This is a genomic window from Streptococcus parasanguinis, from assembly GCF_031582885.1.
Taxonomy (GTDB): Bacteria; Bacillota; Bacilli; order Lactobacillales; family Streptococcaceae; genus Streptococcus; species Streptococcus parasanguinis_M.
In genome coordinates, this window is sequence record NZ_CP133988.1 from 1,421,787 (window position 1) to 1,439,901 (window position 18,115).

Annotated in this window: 20 protein-coding genes and 1 other annotated feature; all 20 genes read left to right on the top strand. The window is 40.2% G+C overall.

Annotated elements, in window-relative coordinates; all coding sequences use genetic code 11:
* The first annotated feature begins 7 nt into the window (after window positions 1–7).
* The 20 genes from RDV49_RS06715 (at window position 8) to rnhB (ending at window position 18,112) form a co-directional block, all read left to right on the top strand.
* A complete protein-coding gene (locus tag RDV49_RS06715; RefSeq protein ID WP_003007444.1) occupies window positions 8–517 on the top strand; it encodes a dihydrofolate reductase in 510 nt (169 codons plus the stop codon).
* A 208-nt stretch (window positions 518–725) separates the two neighbouring features.
* Window positions 726–1,958, top strand: a complete 1,233-nt coding sequence (gene clpX, locus RDV49_RS06720; protein WP_003007442.1) for an ATP-dependent Clp protease ATP-binding subunit ClpX — start codon at window positions 726–728, stop codon at window positions 1,956–1,958.
* 11 nt (window positions 1,959–1,969) lie between these two features.
* On the top strand, window positions 1,970–2,572 hold the full coding sequence (yihA, locus tag RDV49_RS06725) for a ribosome biogenesis GTP-binding protein YihA/YsxC (protein WP_003007440.1): 603 nt from the start codon (window positions 1,970–1,972) through the stop codon (window positions 2,570–2,572).
* Window positions 2,573–2,721: 149 nt separating this feature from the next.
* Window positions 2,722–3,426 (top strand): glucosaminidase domain-containing protein, encoded by a 705-nt coding sequence (locus RDV49_RS06730; protein ID WP_003007439.1) that lies wholly within the window; start codon window positions 2,722–2,724, stop codon window positions 3,424–3,426.
* A gap of 159 nt (window positions 3,427–3,585) precedes the next feature.
* A complete protein-coding gene (locus RDV49_RS06735; RefSeq protein WP_003007437.1) occupies window positions 3,586–4,383 on the top strand; it encodes a formate/nitrite transporter family protein in 798 nt (265 codons plus the stop codon).
* A 61-nt stretch (window positions 4,384–4,444) separates the two neighbouring features.
* Window positions 4,445–4,579, top strand: a sequence feature (ribosomal protein L10 leader region).
* A gap of 38 nt (window positions 4,580–4,617) precedes the next feature.
* Complete coding sequence (gene rplJ, locus RDV49_RS06740; RefSeq protein WP_003001722.1) at window positions 4,618–5,118, top strand: 50S ribosomal protein L10; 501 nt, start codon at window positions 4,618–4,620, stop codon at window positions 5,116–5,118.
* Between the two features lie 75 nt (window positions 5,119–5,193).
* Window positions 5,194–5,562 (top strand): 50S ribosomal protein L7/L12, encoded by a 369-nt coding sequence (gene rplL / locus RDV49_RS06745; RefSeq protein ID WP_003001622.1) that lies wholly within the window; start codon window positions 5,194–5,196, stop codon window positions 5,560–5,562.
* A gap of 160 nt (window positions 5,563–5,722) precedes the next feature.
* Window positions 5,723–6,166 (top strand): hypothetical protein, encoded by a 444-nt coding sequence (locus RDV49_RS06750; RefSeq protein ID WP_003007434.1) that lies wholly within the window; start codon window positions 5,723–5,725, stop codon window positions 6,164–6,166.
* Window positions 6,167–6,316: 150 nt separating this feature from the next.
* Window positions 6,317–6,769, top strand: coding sequence for a hypothetical protein (locus tag RDV49_RS06755; RefSeq protein WP_003007432.1), 453 nt, complete (start codon window positions 6,317–6,319; stop codon window positions 6,767–6,769).
* A 108-nt stretch (window positions 6,770–6,877) separates the two neighbouring features.
* Window positions 6,878–7,327 carry a hypothetical protein gene (locus tag RDV49_RS06760; protein ID WP_003007430.1) on the top strand — a complete coding sequence of 150 codons (450 nt, stop codon included), beginning with the start codon at window positions 6,878–6,880 and terminating at the stop codon, window positions 7,325–7,327.
* A 177-nt stretch (window positions 7,328–7,504) separates the two neighbouring features.
* The gene (locus RDV49_RS06765; RefSeq protein WP_037608370.1) at window positions 7,505–9,241 is read left to right on the top strand and encodes an ABC transporter ATP-binding protein; all 1,737 of its coding nucleotides are present in this window, start codon (window positions 7,505–7,507) and stop codon (window positions 9,239–9,241) included.
* Window positions 9,242–9,254: 13 nt separating this feature from the next.
* Window positions 9,255–11,033: an ABC transporter ATP-binding protein gene (locus RDV49_RS06770; protein ID WP_003007426.1), complete on the top strand. Its 1,779-nt coding sequence runs from the start codon at window positions 9,255–9,257 to the stop codon at window positions 11,031–11,033.
* Between the two features lie 145 nt (window positions 11,034–11,178).
* Window positions 11,179–11,694 carry a GNAT family N-acetyltransferase gene (locus RDV49_RS06775; protein WP_003007424.1) on the top strand — a complete coding sequence of 172 codons (516 nt, stop codon included), beginning with the start codon at window positions 11,179–11,181 and terminating at the stop codon, window positions 11,692–11,694.
* A 329-nt stretch (window positions 11,695–12,023) separates the two neighbouring features.
* Window positions 12,024–13,025: a DUF3137 domain-containing protein gene (locus tag RDV49_RS06780; RefSeq protein ID WP_003007422.1), complete on the top strand. Its 1,002-nt coding sequence runs from the start codon at window positions 12,024–12,026 to the stop codon at window positions 13,023–13,025.
* Window positions 13,022–13,573 (top strand): LemA family protein, encoded by a 552-nt coding sequence (locus tag RDV49_RS06785; protein ID WP_003007420.1) that lies wholly within the window; start codon window positions 13,022–13,024, stop codon window positions 13,571–13,573. Before RDV49_RS06780 ends, RDV49_RS06785 begins: the two co-directional genes overlap by 4 nt.
* A 145-nt stretch (window positions 13,574–13,718) precedes the next feature.
* On the top strand, window positions 13,719–14,795 hold the full coding sequence (locus RDV49_RS06790) for an aspartate-semialdehyde dehydrogenase (protein WP_037607909.1): 1,077 nt from the start codon (window positions 13,719–13,721) through the stop codon (window positions 14,793–14,795).
* A gap of 252 nt (window positions 14,796–15,047) precedes the next feature.
* Entirely contained in the window at window positions 15,048–15,983 is a 936-nt protein-coding gene (dapA, locus tag RDV49_RS06795; protein ID WP_037607907.1) for a 4-hydroxy-tetrahydrodipicolinate synthase, read from the top strand.
* A 71-nt stretch (window positions 15,984–16,054) separates the two neighbouring features.
* On the top strand, window positions 16,055–16,393 hold the full coding sequence (locus RDV49_RS06800) for an ATP cone domain-containing protein (protein WP_006597242.1): 339 nt from the start codon (window positions 16,055–16,057) through the stop codon (window positions 16,391–16,393).
* 113 nt (window positions 16,394–16,506) lie between these two features.
* Window positions 16,507–17,358, top strand: a complete 852-nt coding sequence (ylqF, locus tag RDV49_RS06805; RefSeq protein ID WP_023918177.1) for a ribosome biogenesis GTPase YlqF — start codon at window positions 16,507–16,509, stop codon at window positions 17,356–17,358.
* Window positions 17,345–18,112 carry a ribonuclease HII gene (gene rnhB / locus RDV49_RS06810; protein WP_003007409.1) on the top strand — a complete coding sequence of 256 codons (768 nt, stop codon included), beginning with the start codon at window positions 17,345–17,347 and terminating at the stop codon, window positions 18,110–18,112. The genes ylqF and rnhB overlap by 14 nt, the downstream gene beginning before the upstream one ends.
* Window positions 18,113–18,115 lie beyond the last annotated feature (3 nt).

Sequence of the window (18,115 nt, forward strand, 5' to 3'; positions counted from 1 at the left end):
TGAGAGAATGAAAAAGATAATTGGTATCTGGGCTCAGACTGAAAATGGCATTATTGGAAAGGACCAAGTCATGCCTTGGCATCTGCCAGCGGAGCTTCAGCATTTCAAAGAAACAACCATGGGGCAGGTGATTCTCATGGGAAGAGTAACCTTTGATGGAATGAATAAAAGGGTTCTACCAGGTCGGACTAGCATTATCTTAACGCAAGACCAAGCCTACGATCCTGAAAATGATGCTGTACTCGTCATGCACAGCAAGGAAGAAGTCTTGGACTGGTATCAGAACCAAGAGAAGAATCTTTACATTATTGGAGGTAGTCAGATTTTAAAGCTCTTCTCTGACCAGTTAGAAGAATTGATCCAGACCATGATTCATGCAACGATTGATGGAGATACATTGGCACCAAAATTTGAAGAGAACCGCTATGAAAGAGTCCGTCAAGTCCATCATCCGAAAGATGAGAAGAACCCATATGATTTTACGGTCAACTATTATAAGAGAAAGGATTTAGACTAATGGAGCGAAGTGTCTTTGGTTTTTTTACAGCTGTCCTATGTGTCATCTGTTTGATTTGCGCCTTACAAACCTTTCGTAAAAAACGGTTTGGCCTCGCTATTTTATTCTTACTAAATGCTTTTACCAATCTTGTGAATTCTATTCACGCTTTTTACATGACCTTATTTTAAACTAAATAGAAACAGAAAATGACAGAAAGAGGAAATACATGCCAACGAATCAAAATAATGATATGATGGTTTATTGTTCATTTTGCGGAAAGAGTCAAGATGAAGTCCAAAAAATCATTGCAGGAAACAACGCGTTTATCTGTAATGAATGTGTCGAGTTAGCCCAAGAAATTATTCGTGAGGAGCTAGCAGAAGAAGTTCTTGCAGACCTTAGCGAAGTTCCAAAACCAATCGAATTGCTCAATATTTTGAACCACTATGTGATCGGTCAAGATCGTGCCAAACGTGCTCTTGCTGTAGCAGTATACAACCACTACAAACGCATCAACTTCCACGATACGCGCGAAGACGAGACAGATGTTGAATTGCAAAAATCAAACATCCTCATGATTGGTCCTACTGGTTCAGGTAAGACTTTCTTAGCCCAAACCTTAGCACGTAGCTTGAATGTCCCATTTGCCATTGCAGATGCAACAGCCTTGACAGAAGCTGGTTATGTGGGTGAAGACGTTGAAAATATTCTTTTGAAACTTCTTCAAGCGGCTGATTTCAACATCGAACGTGCTGAACGAGGAATTATCTATGTCGATGAAATCGATAAGATCGCTAAGAAGAGTGAAAATGTTTCTATCACACGTGACGTTTCTGGTGAAGGGGTACAACAAGCCCTCTTGAAGATTATCGAAGGAACTGTCGCTAGTGTCCCACCACAAGGTGGACGCAAACACCCACAACAAGAGATGATCCAAGTGGATACCAAGAATATTCTCTTCATCGTGGGTGGGGCTTTTGACGGGATCGAAGAAATTGTCAAACAACGTCTCGGTGAAAAAGTCATCGGTTTCGGTAAGAACAATAAAGCTATTGATGAATCAAGCTCTTACATGCAAGAAATCGTGGCAGAAGATATTCAAAAATTCGGGATTATCCCAGAATTGATCGGACGTCTTCCAGTCTTTGCTGCTCTTGAGCAATTGACAGTTGACGACCTTGTCCGTATCTTGAAAGAGCCACGCAATGCCTTGGTAAAACAATATCAAACCTTGCTCTCTTATGATAATGTTGAATTGGAATTCGATGATGAAGCCCTTCAAGAGATTGCCAATAAAGCCATCGAAAGAAAAACAGGAGCTCGTGGACTTCGTTCGATTATCGAAGAAACGATGATGGATGTCATGTTTGAAATTCCAAGTCAAGAAAATGTCAAACTTGTTCGAATTACAAAAGAAGCTGTAGATGGAACTGAAAAACCAATTCTCGAAACAGCCTAGAAAGATAAAATATGGAAATTAACACACATAATGCGGATATCCTCTTAAGCGCTGCAAATAAGAGTCATTATCCTCAAGATGAGATTCCAGAAGTTGCACTTGCCGGTCGATCCAATGTCGGCAAGTCTTCTTTTATTAATACTCTCTTAAATCGAAAAAACCTGGCCAGAACATCTGGAAAACCAGGAAAAACTCAATTGCTCAATTTCTTCAATATTGATGATAAACTTCGGTTGGTAGACGTACCTGGTTATGGCTATGCCCGTGTCTCTAAAAAAGAGCGAGAGAAGTGGGGGCGGATGATCGAAGAATACCTCACTAGTCGTGAGAACTTAAAAGCAGTCGTTAGCCTGGTTGATTTTCGTCACGAACCTTCTGCAGATGATGTTCAGATGTATGAATTCTTAAAATATTATGAGATCCCTGTGATCTTAGTAGCGACCAAGGCAGATAAGATTCCACGTGGAAAATGGAATAAACATGAATCCATCATTAAGAAAAAACTAGATTTTGATCCATCAGACACTTTCATTGTCTTTTCTTCGGTAACCAAGGAAGGACTAGAGAAGTCATGGGATGCTATTTTGGAAAATGCGTTTTACGAAATAAATTGAAATGACATGAAAATGTCATTTTTGTTTTGGATTTATCTCGCAATTGTAATAGAAGTGTAATATAAGTGGCTTTGTTTTCTTCTATTTATATGGTATAATCTCTATAAAGATAAAAGATGATAAAAAATTAATTGGAGATAAATTGTATTATGAAAAAGAAAATACGGAATAAAACGAAATTATTTGGTTTGTTCGTTTCTGTATTAGCAGTGGGGACATTTGCTGCTGCTATGAGCGAGCACGTAACATCAGTTGGTGCTAATGATGGAACTTACCAAGCATACTCAGACCCAACTGAAGCTTTCATCTCACAAATTGGTGAGTCAGCTCGTCAGCTTGGTCAAGAGAATGATCTTTATGCTTCAGTTATGATTGCACAAGCGATCTTGGAAAGTGGATCAGGGCAGTCTGGTTTGTCTTCCTATCCACACTACAACCTTTTTGGGATTAAAGGAAGTTATGCTGGGCAATCTGCAGTGATGCAAACTTGGGAAGATGATGGTGCTGGAAATGCGTATACGATTAATGATGCTTTCCGTTCATACCCATCTTACTATGAATCATTGCAAGACTATGTAGCAGTTTTGAAACAAGGACATTTTGCAGGTGCTTGGAAGAGTAACACATCAAGTTATCAAGACGCAACAGCAGCTTTGACAGGTGTTTATGCGACAGATACTAGCTACTACGCAAAGCTCAATCATATCATTGAAACCTATAATTTGACTCAATATGATTCACCAAATGTTCAGGGTGGTATCACTGGTTCGGTATACAATCCATATCGTCAACAGTTCACTTCACAAGAAATCTTGAATTTGGATATCGCTTGGGCGAACCGTTTAAACTATTAAAAAAGAAAAGCAGGCAAATGCCTGTTTTTTTATTATTTCTCAGTATATGATTTAAAACGTATATATTATAAATTCAAGAATTCTTCCTGAAAACCTTTTCAAACTTTTCTCTCTATGATATAATGATTTTATTCACAAACATTATATAAGGAGAATATTATGTCTGAATCTAATTTCATTCAAAAAGTAGGAGCGGCGTGTAATAAGAAAGAGGATCTCTATCAGAAATCTAAAACGCGCTATGCAGTCCGTTCTATTTTTGCTGGAGGATTTCTTACTTTAAGTACGGCGGTCGGAGCAGTTGCCGCAGACTTATTAAATACCTTTGTACCTGGATCTGGTCGTTTTCTATTTCCATTCATCTTTGCCTGGGGCTTGGTTTATCTCCTATTCTTAAATGCGGAATTAACCACCTCAAATATGATGTATTTGACGGCGGGTACCTATCTAAAGAAAATTCATTGGAAGAAAGCGCTGGAAATTCTTCTTTATTGTACCTTCTTTAATTTAATTGGTGCTTTAATCGTCGCTTTTCTTTTCAATCAAACAACTGCCTTTGCACATATCGATCCAAAAGGTTTCCTAGCCACGGTAGCAGAAAATAAACTCCAACGAGGCAATCAAGTGGTTTTCTTTGAAGGAGTTATTGCCAATATCTTCGTAAATATTGCTATTCTTTCTTATCTATATTTCAAAGATGAAACAGCCAAGGTTCTCTTAGCCCTCTCAGCTATCTATATGTTTGTCTTTATGACCAATGAACACTTGGCAGCAAACTTTGCTTCCTTCTCATTATTAAGCTTTAATTCAGTATCTAGCCAATTACCGCATTTTGAGTTTTTAAATATTTTACGACATTATTGCGTGACTTTCTTTGCCAACTGGGTAGGAGGAGGAGTTCTAATGGGACTAGCCTATGCTTGGTTGAATAATATCAAGAGTCTTTATAACGATTAAAAAATATAAAAAAAGTTTGCAAAAGTACTTGCATTCTTTTTTTATATATGATAAACTAATCTACGGTTTGAAAAAACTGCCTAAGACAGTAGGGGAGCTCGACTCATAAAGATCCTACCGAGGACAAAACGTATCAATTAAAAGAAGCGTATTGTACTTTCGTGTCTAGGTTTGGGCGCGTTTTTCTTTTGGAAAAATTCCCCAAGCAAAATAATTACGGAGGTGAACACACTAATGAGTGAAGCAATTATTGCTAAAAAAGCGGAACTTGTTGACGTGGTAGCTGAAAAAATGAAAGCTGCTGCATCAATCGTCGTTGTAGATTCTCGCGGTTTGACAGTTGAGCAAGATACAGTTCTCCGTCGCAACCTTCGCGGAAGCGAAGTTGAGTTTAAAGTTATCAAAAACTCAATCTTGCGTCGTGCAGCTGAAAAAGCTGGTCTTGAAGATCTTGCATCTGTATTCGTTGGACCTTCTGCAGTAGCATTTTCTAACGAAGATGTTATCGCACCTGCGAAAATCTTGAACGATTTTGCAAAAGACGCTGAAGCACTTGAAATTAAAGGTGGTGCAATCGAAGGCGCTGTCGCATCTAAAGAAGAGATTCTTGCACTTGCAACTCTTCCAAACCGCGAAGGACTTCTTTCTATGCTCCTTTCTGTACTTCAAGCGCCAGTGCGCAACGTTGCTCTTGCAGTCAAAGCGGTTGCAGACAACAAAGAAGACGCAGCTTAATCTTAAGCTACGCAGCGTAGCCTAGCTACAAAAAAATAAAAACATAAAATTAAAACTTATTTGGAGGAAATAACAATGGCATTGAACATTGAAAACATTATTGCTGAAATTAAAGAAGCTTCAATCCTTGAATTGAACGATCTTGTAAAAGCTATCGAAGAAGAATTTGGTGTAACTGCAGCTGCTCCTGTAGCTGTTGCTGCAGCTGGTGCTGCTGACGCAGGTGCTGCTAAAGATTCATTCGATATCGAATTGACATCTGCAGGCGACAAGAAAGTCGGCGTTATCAAAGTTGTACGTGAAATCACTGGTCTTGGTCTTAAAGAAGCTAAAGAACTTGTTGATGGTGCACCTGGTGTCATCAAAGAAGGTGTTGCAGCTGCTGAAGCTGAAGAAATCAAAGGTAAATTGGAAGAAGCTGGAGCTTCAGTTACTCTTAAATAATAGAGTTTCCAATCAAAATCAAAACCGAGGTTTAGGCCTCGGTTTTTTTTGTGCATTCTTTCTTTTATGATTTTTACAAGCCCTGTATCATCAAATATTTCATTGAGATACGACAAGATTGTTGTTATAATAGGGATATTCGATGAACTAAGGAGAAGGTATGAAAAATTATAAACAGATTCTTTTGGTTTTAGTTGCTGTTTTTGCAGCAGTCCTCTTGGTAGCCTGTGGTCCAAAAAGTGATAATGGGACTTATGCATTCGAACCCTCAACAGAAGAAGTGAGGGAGATGCTACCAAGTCAACTTGCTTATATCATTACAGATGATTATAAATTTAGGGTTTCGATTATCATTAAGGACAAAGAAGGCGTTATGAAGGTTCAAATAAAATCAAATGTTCAAAATACCAATCAATCCTATGATTTTAAGGTTGACCAAAAACACAAAATATTTGTAATGAAGAATGATGACAGTGGGACAAAGATGTCGTATAAAATTTCTAATCATATGCTAACCTTTATGGATGTGAAAGAATCAAACTCGAGTGGTTCTGATATTTTTGTAAACTATATAAAAATGGCTAAGTTTAAAAAAGTTAAATAATTTTGCGAAGGTAGGTACGGATGCTGCCTTTTTAATCGTTTTAATATTAGTTGATAAATATATTACAAGAGTATTACAATTGTAATATTTCATTGCCGTGTGCCTGAATTGTTGATATAATAGGGTTAATCTAACTAAAAAGGAGAAGTTATGAAAAACTTTAAACGTATTCTTTTGGCTGTAGTAGCTGTTTTTGCAGCAGTCCTCTTGGTTGCATGCGGTGCCAAAAGTGATAACGGGACTTATGTCTACAAACCATCAAAAACTGAAGTGAAGGAAATCCTTGAAGAACAAGGTGCTCCAAGTTCAAGTGTAGATGCATTGATCGACAATGTTAAATTGGAAGTTTCAGTGACCATTAAAGATAAAACAGGTAGCCTTAAAATTAAAGGTGAAATGATGGGACAAAAGACTGACCAATCATTTGATATGAAAGTTGACCAACAAAAGAAAACTCTTCAATCTAAAACAGGTGAAGGTGAGAAGGTTAAATACAAAGTTTCAGGCGATGTGTTCACTTTTGATTTATCTGGTGAAAAGAGTTCAGGTCATGAGGCCGCTTTGGAAATGTTCAAAAACGCTAAATTCAAACGTACAAAATAATACAAGAGAAGGGCAGAGGGGATCTGCTCTTTTTCTTCTTTAAAACATCTTGAATCGGTATGAAAATAGTGGTAAAATCTCATTATAAAATACATTAGGAGATTGATTATGAAAAATATTAAACGTATTCTTTTAGCTTTCGTTGCAGTTTTTGCAGCAGTCCTCTTGGTGGCATGTGGTGCCAAAAGTGATAATGGGACTTATGTCTACAAACCAACAAAAACTGAACTCAAGAAAATTCTTGAAGAGCAGGGCTTATCAGGTAGTCAATTAGAGTCTATTGGAGACGTTATTAATTTTGAAGTTTCTATTAAGATCAAAGATTCTAAAGGAACCCTCAGCATCGCGGGTGAAGTCGCTGGTCAAAAGAATGAGCGATCTTATGATGTCAAAATCAATCAAAAAGAGAAAACAATCTCGTCAAATGATGGTAGTGGAGAAAAGATTACATATAAGGTCGATGGTGACTATTTGACATTTGATCTTTCTAAGTTAAGTAATAGCAACCAAGGGGATCTTATGATTCTTAAAAACGCTAAACTCAAACGCACAAAATAAAGCGACTGAAGAGCGGGGAAACCTGCTCTTTTGCTTTACTTTTATGACTGGTTTGGTATAATGAATGAGACTACAGATGGGACTGGGGCAGGAATGATTTTCTTTGAAAATGATTTCGTCTCGCTCCCTCTTTTCTGTGTGATCAAGGTTATTATTTATGGAAAAGGAGAATCATCTATGCTTTATATTTGGTCTTACTTGAAAAAGTATCCCAAGTGGCTAGCCCTGAATCTATTTTCAGCGGTCCTGTTTGTTATTGTCAATTTGGGCTTGCCAACGATTCTAGCTCGCATGATTGATGAGGGGATTAACCCGCGTGATGTGGATCGATTGTATTTCTGGGGCTGGGTCATGTTTGCGATTATTTTGCTTGGGATTGTGGGACGGATTATCTTGTCTTACGCGGTTGGTCAACTAACGACCACCATGGTCCGCGATATGCGCAATGACCTCTATGCTAAGTTACAGGAGTACTCGCATCGCGAGTATGAGCAAATTGGGGTATCGTCATTGGTCACTCGTTTGACTTCAGATGCCTTTGTTTTGATGCAGTTTGCGGATTCTATGTTAAAGATGGGGGTCATCACACCCTTGATGATGGTTTCCAGTGTTCTCTTGATTCTGACAACCAGTCCTTCTTTAGCGTGGATTGTAGCGGTATCTGTACCATTCCTTGCTGTCGTCGTCTGGTATGTAGCAGTCAAGACACGTCCACTTTCTGAGAAGCAACAAAAGACCCTGGACCATCTGAATCAATTTGCACGTGAAAATTTGACTGGACTTCGTGTGATTCGTGCCTTTGCCCGCGAAGAATTCCAAGAGGATAAATTTGCGGCTGAAAATGAAGTCTACGCAGAGAACTCGAATAAATTGTTCAAACTAACTGGTTTGACAGAACCCCTATTTGTGCAGATCATCATTGCTATGATTGTGGCGATTGTCTGGTTTGCTTTGGATCCTCTTCATGACGGTAGTTTGAAAATTGGGGACTTGGTTGCCTTTATTGAGTATAGCTTCCACGCGCTTTTATCTTTCCTCTTTTTAGCCAATCTCTTTACCATGTATCCTCGGACTGCGGTTTCTAGCCGTCGGCTCAAGGAAATCATGGACATGCCCATTTCGATTGATCCAAATGAGAATGGTGTAACAGAGACAGCATCTCGTGGCTATTTGGAATTTGACAATGTCACCTTTGCCTATCCAGGTGAGACAGAGAGTCCGGTTCTCCACAACATTTCTTTTCAGGCCAAACCTGGTGAAACGATTGCCTTTATCGGGTCGACTGGATCTGGGAAATCTTCACTTGTGCAGTTGATTCCTCGATTCTATGATGTAACACTTGGAAAGATTTTGGTGGATGGTGTGGATGTACGAGATTACAATCTGAAAGCCCTTCGCCAAAAGATTGGTTTTATTCCGCAAAAAGCCTTGCTCTTCACAGGAACCATTGCTGAAAACCTTCGTTATGGGAAAGAAGATGCCTCTGTACAAGAGCTAGAACAAGCGGCTGAAATTTCCCAAGCCAAGGAATTTATCGACAGCCGTGAGGAACGCTTTGATACGCATTTGGCAGAAGGTGGTAGCAACCTTTCAGGTGGTCAAAAACAACGCTTGTCCATCGCTCGTGCCGTTGTCAAAGATCCCGATATCTTTATTTTCGATGATTCCTTCTCTGCCTTAGACTACAAGACGGATGCCACTTTGCGGAAACGTCTCAAAGAAGTTACAGGAGATGCGACCGTTTTGATCGTAGCGCAACGTGTGGGAACCATTATGGATGCGGATCAAATTATTGTCTTGGACCAAGGGGAGATCGTCGGTCGAGGAACCCACGATGAATTGATGGAAAGCAATGAGATCTATCGTGAAATTGCCAATTCGCAGCTCGATAGTCCATCATTGACAGAAGAATAGAAAGGAGAAGCAGATGAAACAAGAACAAAACAGTTTTTCTAGACTATGGACTTACTTGAGAGCCTATCGCTTGGAAGTTTGCTTGTCCATTTTCTTAAAAATCCTGAGTGTTATCATGAGTGTGGTCGAACCCTTTGTTTTGGGGCTTGCCATTACTGAGTTGACAAAAAATCTCATGGATATGGCAAAAGGCCTTGCGGGAGCTGGTCTTAATACCTCCTATATTGCGATCATTATGACGCTCTATCTATTCCGTGGGGTCCTCTATGAGTTGGGATCTTATTATTCCAACTATTTCATGACCAATGCTGTTCAAAAGACCGTTCAGGACATGCGAAATGATTTGTCTCATAAAATCAACCACATTCCGGTTTCCTATTTTGACCGGCATCAGTTCGGAGATTTACTAGGACGTTTTACTAGCGATGTCGAAACCGTCTCGAATGCCTTGCAACAGTCCTTCTTACAAATCGTTAATGCTATCTTTACCTTGCTCTTTGTCATCAGCATGGTTTTGTACTTAAACATTCAGCTGGGGCTAGTGGTCATTTTGTCCATTCCGATCACTTATTTCAGTGCTCGATTTATCATGAAAAAATCTCAGCCTTACTTTAAAGAGCAGGCAGATGTTTTGGGGGCAATGAACGGCTTTGTGCAAGAAAATTTAACAGGCTTTAACGTCCTTAAGCTCTACGTTCGGGAAAAATCTTCCCAGGAAGAGTTTCATGATATTACCCATCACCTTCAAAAGGTGGGATTCAAGGCTAATTTCATTTCCGGCTTAATGATGCCGATTTTAAATGGGATTTCAGATTTGACTTATCTCATTATCGCTTTGTTTGGTGGCTTGCAAGTGATAGCAGGTCGTTTGACTGTCGGGAATATGCAGGCCTTCGTTCAATATGTTTGGCAGATCAACCAACCCATTCAAAACTTAACCCAATTGGCAGGGCAGCTACAAAGTGCCAAATCGTCTCTAGACCGGATTTTCCAAGTCATGGATGAGCCAGATGAAGTAACAGATGTGACAGAAACCCTCTCTGGAGATTTGACAGGGCAAGTCAGCTTTAAAAACGTTGATTTCCAATATGTAGCAAACAAACCCTTGATTCGTGATTTCAACCTAGAAGTCAAACCAGGTGAAATGGTGGCTATTGTCGGACCAACTGGAGCAGGGAAAACAACCCTGATTAATTTGCTGATGCGCTTTTACGATGTGACTGCGGGATCGATTACGGTGGATGGTCATGATATTCGTCATCTATCTCGCCAAGATTACCGCAAACAATTCGGAATGGTGCTTCAGGATGCTTGGTTATATGAGGGAACCATTAAAGAAAACCTTCGCTTTGGTAATCTCGAAGCAACGGATGAAGAAATTGTTGAAGCTGCAAAGGCAGCCAATGTCGATCACTTTATCCGGACGCTTCCTGGTGGTTACAATATGGAAATGAACCAGGAGTCTAGCAATATTTCTCTAGGGCAAAAGCAACTCCTAACCATTGCGCGTGCGCTCCTAGCGGATCCTAAAATCTTGATTTTGGATGAAGCGACGTCTTCTGTCGATACGCGTTTAGAGCTCTTGATTCAAAAAGCCATGAAGAATTTGATGAAAGGGCGGACTAGCTTTGTCATTGCTCACCGCCTGTCTACCATTCAAGAAGCAGATAAAATCCTTGTCCTCAAAGATGGGCAAATCATCGAGCAAGGAAATCACCAATCCTTGTTAGCAGATAAAGGATTCTACTATGAGCTCTACAATAGTCAATTTTCAAATAAAAAAGCGGAATAAGCTAAAGAGGTTGAGACTGGATTTCTCAACCTCTTTTCTATATAAATCCTTTTGCAAAAAATGAAACTATTAGATCATTGCCTCTCTTCATTGACAGTGAGAAGGCTTATCGGTATACTAGGTATAATCTAATTAGGAGGCCACCATGATTATTCGACCCGTTCAGCTCAGCGATGCAGCAGCTATCCGAGCGATTTACCAACCTTATGTGACAGAGACAGCCATTACCTTTGAGGTTGATGTGCCGACTGTCCAGGAATTTGAAAGCCGCATCGCAAAAACGCTGACTCAATTTCCTTATTTAGTCGCAGAAGTTGATGGGAAAGTTGTGGCTTATGCCTATGCCTCGACCTATTATGCACGCGCTGCCTATGATTGGACCACTGAATTATCAATTTATGTAGCAAAAGAAGCGCGTGGACAAGGGATCGGATCGGCCCTTTATACGGCCTTAGAAGAGGAGTTGCAAGCACGAGGCTACTTACGCTTTCTGGCTTGCATTGCAGTTCCTAACGAAGCCAGCATCTCCATGCATAAAAAGAGGGGGTATGTTCAAGTGGCTCATTTTCCAAAGATTGGCTATAAGTTTAATAAATGGCATGATATCGTCTGGATGCAAAAAACCTTAAATGGTCCTGTGTCAACTTTGAAAGAGCAATGAAAAGTTTTTGTATGTCTTGAAAGAAAGCAAGCTCTCGTTTCTTGACAGATGCAGAACTCCATGGTAAACTAGATTTATGCGATGAGTCGATTGGCTCTTAGGAGCCTTTTGCGCTGAGGAGGTCTACATTCAATTGTAACGCAGGAGCGGACCTTGAGTAGTTGTGTGAACCGGCTGCTCTCACCGAAAGGTGCCTCGAATCCTGATCTTCGGATCAGGATTTTTTTGTTTCTTCAAAGAATTGAAAACTATTATAATACAATTGCTACAAAGTTACGTTGGTGTTATAATATAGTAAAGTGCCTAATGTCAGAAAGGAGTTGAGTTGATTGGGAGATTTCTATCATTCTAATGATCCAGCATCTATAGACTATTCGCATAAAATTGAGGAGCTAGAAAACTCCAAACAATTTCAAGATGCAATCGGATTAATCCGAGAACAAATGAAGAACAATCTTCAATGGAATGTTTTGCGATCCTTTGGTATTATTTGCGCCATACTGTCTCTCATTTTATTGCGTTTTGCAGCTATTCCTTTGATCCTTTTAGTTGTTGGTTTGTATTATTGGCCACAATATAAAAAACGAAAAGCCTTGTTTGGGGATCGAATTCGTTCGAACGATGAGATCTATCTTGATGATATTCTGTCGCCTGTATTAAAGGAAGTTTTTCCTAAGGCTTCGATTAAAGAGGACGGTTCCATCCCTTCTGAAGCTCTTTCGCATTTATGTCCTCGGTCGACTGATTTTCTATGTTTCAAAGAACTATCGTTTCATGATGACAAAGAGCTAACGGTGTCAAATCTCTATGCCCATCATACGGAGACTCGTTACCGGACATCTAATGGACATACGAGGACGGAACATGTGGAAGTTACAGATTTCCTTGGACAAGTGTTCTCTTTATGTCTACCGATCAATTTCTCTGGTCATCTTCGGGTGGTTCCGACCAAGAAATCATTTCTTTTTAAGAGGGAGGTGAATGGGGTTTATCCTGGAGCCAGAGGAGATGAAGTTCAGATTGAAACCGAAGATATTCGCAATAACGAGAATTACAATATCTACTGTACGGATGAACTGTCTGCCCGTAAATTTCTCACCCCTAAGATGTTGGAATGGTTTGATCGACAAATTTCTCAAAATGCCATGTGTGTATTTTTGAAAGACAAGAAACTATTTATTTCTTTGTATACCGATCGCTATATCTTTCCGACTCCCCAAAAACCGGAAGATATTGATCAACTATCTTTGGTATCTGAATATCATAAATTATGCAGAGAACTAGCTTTAATTAAAGAAATAACAGCAATTTTTGAAGGAGAAGCATCATGAATCTCATTATCGGCTTAATCATATTTGTTGCCCTATTGGCTATTTGGTTTATTAGTGTAGGAAATCGTCTCAATCGCTATCTAGTGACCATTGAAGAATCAAAGAGAACGGTTGATATCGTCCTCGTAAAACGCTATGATACCATTTCGGAAATGCTAAAAGTAGCTAAAGCCTATGCCAAACATGAGCAACAGATTTTCACTGATTTAGTTGCTTTACGCCAAGGAGCGACTATTCAAGAATCGAACCAAGTCATTACCAATCAAAACGATGTCTTGGCACAAATTCGTGCAGTGGGTGAAAACTATCCAGAGCTCTTGTCTTCTAACCAATTCTTGGCCTTGCAAAAGGAAATTGCTGATGAAAATGAAGATCTTGCTGCAGCGAAGCGAATTGTCAACAGTAATATTAGCCACATCAATCAAGAAATTGTTTCATTTCCGGCGTCTATCGTAGCAGGTGTAAAGGGGATCCATCAAGTTCCATTTCTTGCTGAAGAAACACAAGGTAAGAAAGATTTAAGTGACTTGAACTATGACCTGAACTAAAGAGCTATTTATTATAAATAACCATCAACAATCCTGGTCTTAGAATCAGGATTTTTTCCTACTGTTGGTACTTTTCATTTATGCCAAAAAATTGTATAATAGTACAAATACTCAATTTTTAGAAAATTTTGAAAGAGGATTTACTATGGGATATACAGTTGCTGTTGTCGGTGCTACAGGTGCCGTTGGTGCTCAAATGATCAAAATGTTGGAAGAATCAACTCTTCCAATCGATAAAATTCGCTACCTTGCCTCTGCACGTTCTGCAGGGAAGGTCTTGCAATTCAAGGGGCAAGATGTGACTATTGAAGAAACGACTGAAGATGCTTTCGAAGGCGTTGATATTGCCCTTTTCTCAGCTGGCGGTTCAACATCTGCTAAATATGCACCATACGCTGTGAAAGCAGGCGCAGTAGTGGTGGATAACACTTCTTATTTCCGTCAAAATCCAGACGTCCCATTGGTTGTTCCTGAAGTGAATGCACATGCGCTTGATGCTCATAACGGCATTATCTCTTGTCCAAACTGTTCAACGATCCAAATGATGGTCGCTCTTGAGCCAGTCCGTCAAAAATGGGGCTTGGAACGTATTATCGTGTCTACTTACCAAGCTGTTTCAGGTGCTGGTATGGGAGCTATTCTTGAAACTCAACGTGAGTTGAAAGAAGTATTAAATGATGGCGTTAATCCACGTGATGTCAAAGCTGAAATCTTGCCTTCAGGTGGAGATAAGAAACACTACCCAATTGCTTTTAACGCTCTTCCACAAATCGATGTCTTCACAGAAAACGACTATACTTACGAAGAAATGAAGATGACGAATGAAACCAAGAAAATCATGGAAGATGATAGCATTGCCGTTTCAGCAACTTGTGTGCGGATTCCAGTCTTGTCAGCTCACTCAGAGTCAGTCTACATTGAAACAAAAGAAGTGGCACCAATTGACGAAGTGAAAGCTGCTATTGCAGAATTCCCAGGTGCAGTCCTTGAAGACGATGTCGCTCACCAAATCTATCCTCAAGCAGTCAATGCTGTAGGTTCACGTGATACCTTCGTTGGACGGATTCGTAAAGACTTGGATGCTGAAAAAGGGATTCACATGTGGGTGGTTTCAGACAACCTCCTCAAAGGTGCTGCTTGGAACTCCGTTCAAATCGCAGAAACCCTTCATGAACGTGGGCTCGTACGTCCAACAGCTGAATTGAAGTTTGAATTGAAATAGGGAGAAAAACAGAAATCAGTAACTCGAAGAGTTTGATTTCGTAGTTTTTCCCCCGCACAGTTGATTAGGAAGTACGAATGTTGCAAACATGAGTAGTTCCAATCAACCACTGCGTCACGATTCAGAAATCAGTAACTCGAAGAGTTTGATTTCTTCATCAGCTACCTAGCAAATCAACTTGTTCAATGAACAGATCATGAGGCAAAGGCAAGCATGCCCCAGCCTCTTTCTTATATAGAGAAAGGTTTTTCTATGTCTTATAGTGATTTAAAAGATTGTAAAATCATCACTGCATTTATCACCCCCTTCCATGAAGATGGGACCATTAATTTTGACGCTCTTCCTGCCTTGATCGAGCACCTCTTGGCTCATCATACAGACGGGATTCTCTTAGCTGGTACGACTGCGGAAAGTCCAACCCTGACCCACGATGAGGAATTGGAGCTCTTTGCAGCTGTACAAAAGATTGTCAATGGTCGAGTTCCTTTGATCGCTGGTGTCGGAACCAATGAAACTCGCGATTCGATCGAGTTCGTTAAAGAAGTGGATGCTTTTGGTGGATTCGCAGCAGGATTGGCTATCGTTCCTTACTATAACAAACCATCCCAAGAAGGTATGTATCAACACTTTAAAGCCATTGCGGATGCATCCAATCTTCCGATTATTATCTACAATATTCCAGGGCGTGTGGTAGTGGAAATGACCCCTGAAACCATGCTTCGTTTGGCAGAACATCCAAACATTATCGGGGTTAAAGAGTGTACAACTCTTGCCAATATGGCCTACTTGATTGAACACAAGCCCGAAGAATTTCTCGTCTATACAGGGGAAGATGGAGATGCTTTCCATGCTATGAACCTTGGAGCTGATGGGGTGATCTCAGTAGCCTCTCATACAAATGGAGATGAGATGTATGAGATGTTCCAAGCCATTGAGCACAACGATATAAAAAAAGCTGCAGCCATCCAACGTCAATTTATCCCTAAAGTCAATGCTCTCTTTTCTTATCCGAGTCCAGCTCCTGTCAAAGCTGTTTTAAACTATATGGGCTTTGAAGCGGGGCCAACTCGTTTACCATTAGTGCCAGCTCCTGCTGAGGAAGCGAAGCGCATTATCAAGGTTGTAGTGGATGGGGATTACCACGCGACCAAAGAAATCATTACGGGAGTTCTTCGTCCGGATTATTGATGTCTTAGATTCTTGACAAATCCCCTATTTATTAAGATAATAGAAGTATATTGATGATCAAGGAGAATAAGATGGAAGTCATTAAACGTAGTGGTGAAGTTGTAGAATTTGACCCAGATAAAATCTATCAAGCTGTTTTGAAGGCAGCACAAACAGTTTATGTCTTGACGGATGATCTTCGCCAAAACTTGGCGCAAGTGACCAAGAAAGTTGTGATGGATTTGGAAGAAGCTAAAGTGGAACGTGCGACGATCAGCATGATCCAGTCAATGGTTGAGCACCGTTTACTTGGTGCTGGTTATATTACCATTGCTGAACACTATATTTCTTATCGCTTGCAACGTGATTTGGAACGGAGCGGCTATGGTGATCATATCGCCGTGCATTTGCATTTTGAGCAAATTCGCTAGAATATAAAATAGAAGTTACTTAGGTAGCTTCTTTTTTAGTATTTTTCTTAATCACAGTGATTTCAGAAAACATGGTATAATAGAAGAGATTGAACTGGAAAGGAATGGAGAACATGGCAACTATACAATGGTTTCCTGGACACATGTCCAAAGCTAGAAGACAAGTACAAGAAAATTTAAAATTTGTGGATTTTGTGACGGTTCTGGTAGATGCTCGTTTACCCCTATCAAGCCAAAATCCTATGTTAACGAAAATTGTTGGTGATAAGCCTAAATTAATGATTTTGAACAAGGTAGACTTGGCAGATCCTGTGGCAACAAAAGAATGGCAGGACTATTTTGAGTCTCAAGGCATCAAAACCTTGGCTATCAACTCCAAAGAGCAATCTACGGTTAAGAAGGTCACAGATGCTGCTAAGAGCTTGATGGCCGATAAAATTGCCCGTCAAAAGGAACGGGGAATTCAGATTGAAACCCTTCGGACCATGATCATCGGAATTCCTAATGCCGGGAAATCAACTTTGATGAACCGCTTAGCAGGGAAAAAGATTGCTGTTGTTGGGAATAAACCAGGGGTGACCAAGGGGCAACAGTGGTTGAAAACCAACAAAGACCTTGAAATCTTGGATACTCCTGGGATTCTCTGGCCCAAGTTTGAAGATGAAGAAGTGGCCTTAAAGCTCGCTTTAACAGGTGCCATCAAAGACCAGTTGCTTCCAATGGATGAAGTGACCATCTTTGGTCTTAACTATTTCAAAAAGCACTATCCAGCTGTTTTGCAGGAACGTTTTAAACAAATGGATCTGGAACAAGAAGCTCCTGAAATCATTATGGAAATGACCCAGAAATTAGGATTTCGAGAGGATTACGACCGTTTTTACAGTTTGTTTGTCAAGGATGTACGTGATGGTCGTTTGGGACGCTATTCCCTTGATCGTGTAGGTGAAATAGATGCCAACGATTAAAGAAATCAAAGAGCGTTTGGCAACGATTGACGATCTAGATCATCCCTTATTTGAAGAATTGATCCTTGATGGTCGAGCGGGGGTTCAAGCGGCTATCAGCAAACGAAAACGCGAACTCCAAAAACAAGTGGACGAAGATTTGCGTTTGGAAAAAATGCTAGCCTATGAAAAAGAACTTTATACTCAAGGGATTCACCTTATTGCAGGTGTGGATGAAGTAGGGAGAGGTCCTCTGGCTGGCCCTGTCGTCGCAGCAGCCGTCATTCTGCCGGAAAATTGTAAAATTCCAGGGTTAAATGATAGTAAGAAAATTCCGAAATCGAAGCACCATGCTATTTACCAAGCGGTTTTAGATCAGGCTCTCTCTGTCGGGATTGGGATAAAAGATAATCAGGTCATTGATCAGGTTAATATTTATGAAGCAACCAAATTAGCTATGCTAGAGGCTATTCAAGAATTAGACCCACGACCTCAACATCTTTTGATTGATGCCATGAGGTTGGATCTTCCTATTCCCCAAACTAGTATCATCAAAGGGGATGCTAACTCCTTATCCATTGCTGCAGCATCCATCGTAGCCAAGGTGACTCGGGATCAGATGATGGAAGAGTTTGATTGCGAATATCCGGGTTATGATTTTACGCAGAACGTTGGCTATGGGACGGCTAACCATCTGGCTGGCCTTCACAAGCTGGGAGTGACTCCTATCCATCGGCGTTCATTTGAACCCATCAAATCAATGTGTGAGGATTAGGTT

Bases quoted from the DNA above. Each gene is read 5' to 3' on its own strand.
- RDV49_RS06775 (WP_003007424.1), top strand. From the start codon at position 11,179: ATGATTATTCGACCCGTTCAGCTCAGCGATGCAGCAGCTATCCGAGCG.
- ylqF (WP_023918177.1), top strand. From the start codon at position 16,507: ATGGCAACTATACAATGGTTTCCTGGACACATGTCCAAAGCTAGAAGA.
- RDV49_RS06735 (WP_003007437.1), top strand. From the start codon at position 3,586: ATGTCTGAATCTAATTTCATTCAAAAAGTAGGAGCGGCGTGTAATAAG.
- RDV49_RS06715 (WP_003007444.1), top strand. From the start codon at position 8: ATGAAAAAGATAATTGGTATCTGGGCTCAGACTGAAAATGGCATTATT.
- dapA (WP_037607907.1), top strand. From the start codon at position 15,048: ATGTCTTATAGTGATTTAAAAGATTGTAAAATCATCACTGCATTTATC.
- RDV49_RS06790 (WP_037607909.1), top strand. From the start codon at position 13,719: ATGGGATATACAGTTGCTGTTGTCGGTGCTACAGGTGCCGTTGGTGCT.
- rplL (WP_003001622.1), top strand. From the start codon at position 5,194: ATGGCATTGAACATTGAAAACATTATTGCTGAAATTAAAGAAGCTTCA.
- RDV49_RS06730 (WP_003007439.1), top strand. From the start codon at position 2,722: ATGAAAAAGAAAATACGGAATAAAACGAAATTATTTGGTTTGTTCGTT.
- clpX (WP_003007442.1), top strand. From the start codon at position 726: ATGCCAACGAATCAAAATAATGATATGATGGTTTATTGTTCATTTTGC.
- RDV49_RS06785 (WP_003007420.1), top strand. From the start codon at position 13,022: ATGAATCTCATTATCGGCTTAATCATATTTGTTGCCCTATTGGCTATT.
- rnhB (WP_003007409.1), top strand. From the start codon at position 17,345: ATGCCAACGATTAAAGAAATCAAAGAGCGTTTGGCAACGATTGACGAT.
- RDV49_RS06760 (WP_003007430.1), top strand. From the start codon at position 6,878: ATGAAAAATATTAAACGTATTCTTTTAGCTTTCGTTGCAGTTTTTGCA.
- RDV49_RS06770 (WP_003007426.1), top strand. From the start codon at position 9,255: ATGAAACAAGAACAAAACAGTTTTTCTAGACTATGGACTTACTTGAGA.
- rplJ (WP_003001722.1), top strand. From the start codon at position 4,618: ATGAGTGAAGCAATTATTGCTAAAAAAGCGGAACTTGTTGACGTGGTA.
- RDV49_RS06765 (WP_037608370.1), top strand. From the start codon at position 7,505: ATGCTTTATATTTGGTCTTACTTGAAAAAGTATCCCAAGTGGCTAGCC.
- yihA (WP_003007440.1), top strand. From the start codon at position 1,970: ATGGAAATTAACACACATAATGCGGATATCCTCTTAAGCGCTGCAAAT.
- RDV49_RS06750 (WP_003007434.1), top strand. From the start codon at position 5,723: ATGAAAAATTATAAACAGATTCTTTTGGTTTTAGTTGCTGTTTTTGCA.
- RDV49_RS06755 (WP_003007432.1), top strand. From the start codon at position 6,317: ATGAAAAACTTTAAACGTATTCTTTTGGCTGTAGTAGCTGTTTTTGCA.
- RDV49_RS06800 (WP_006597242.1), top strand. From the start codon at position 16,055: ATGGAAGTCATTAAACGTAGTGGTGAAGTTGTAGAATTTGACCCAGAT.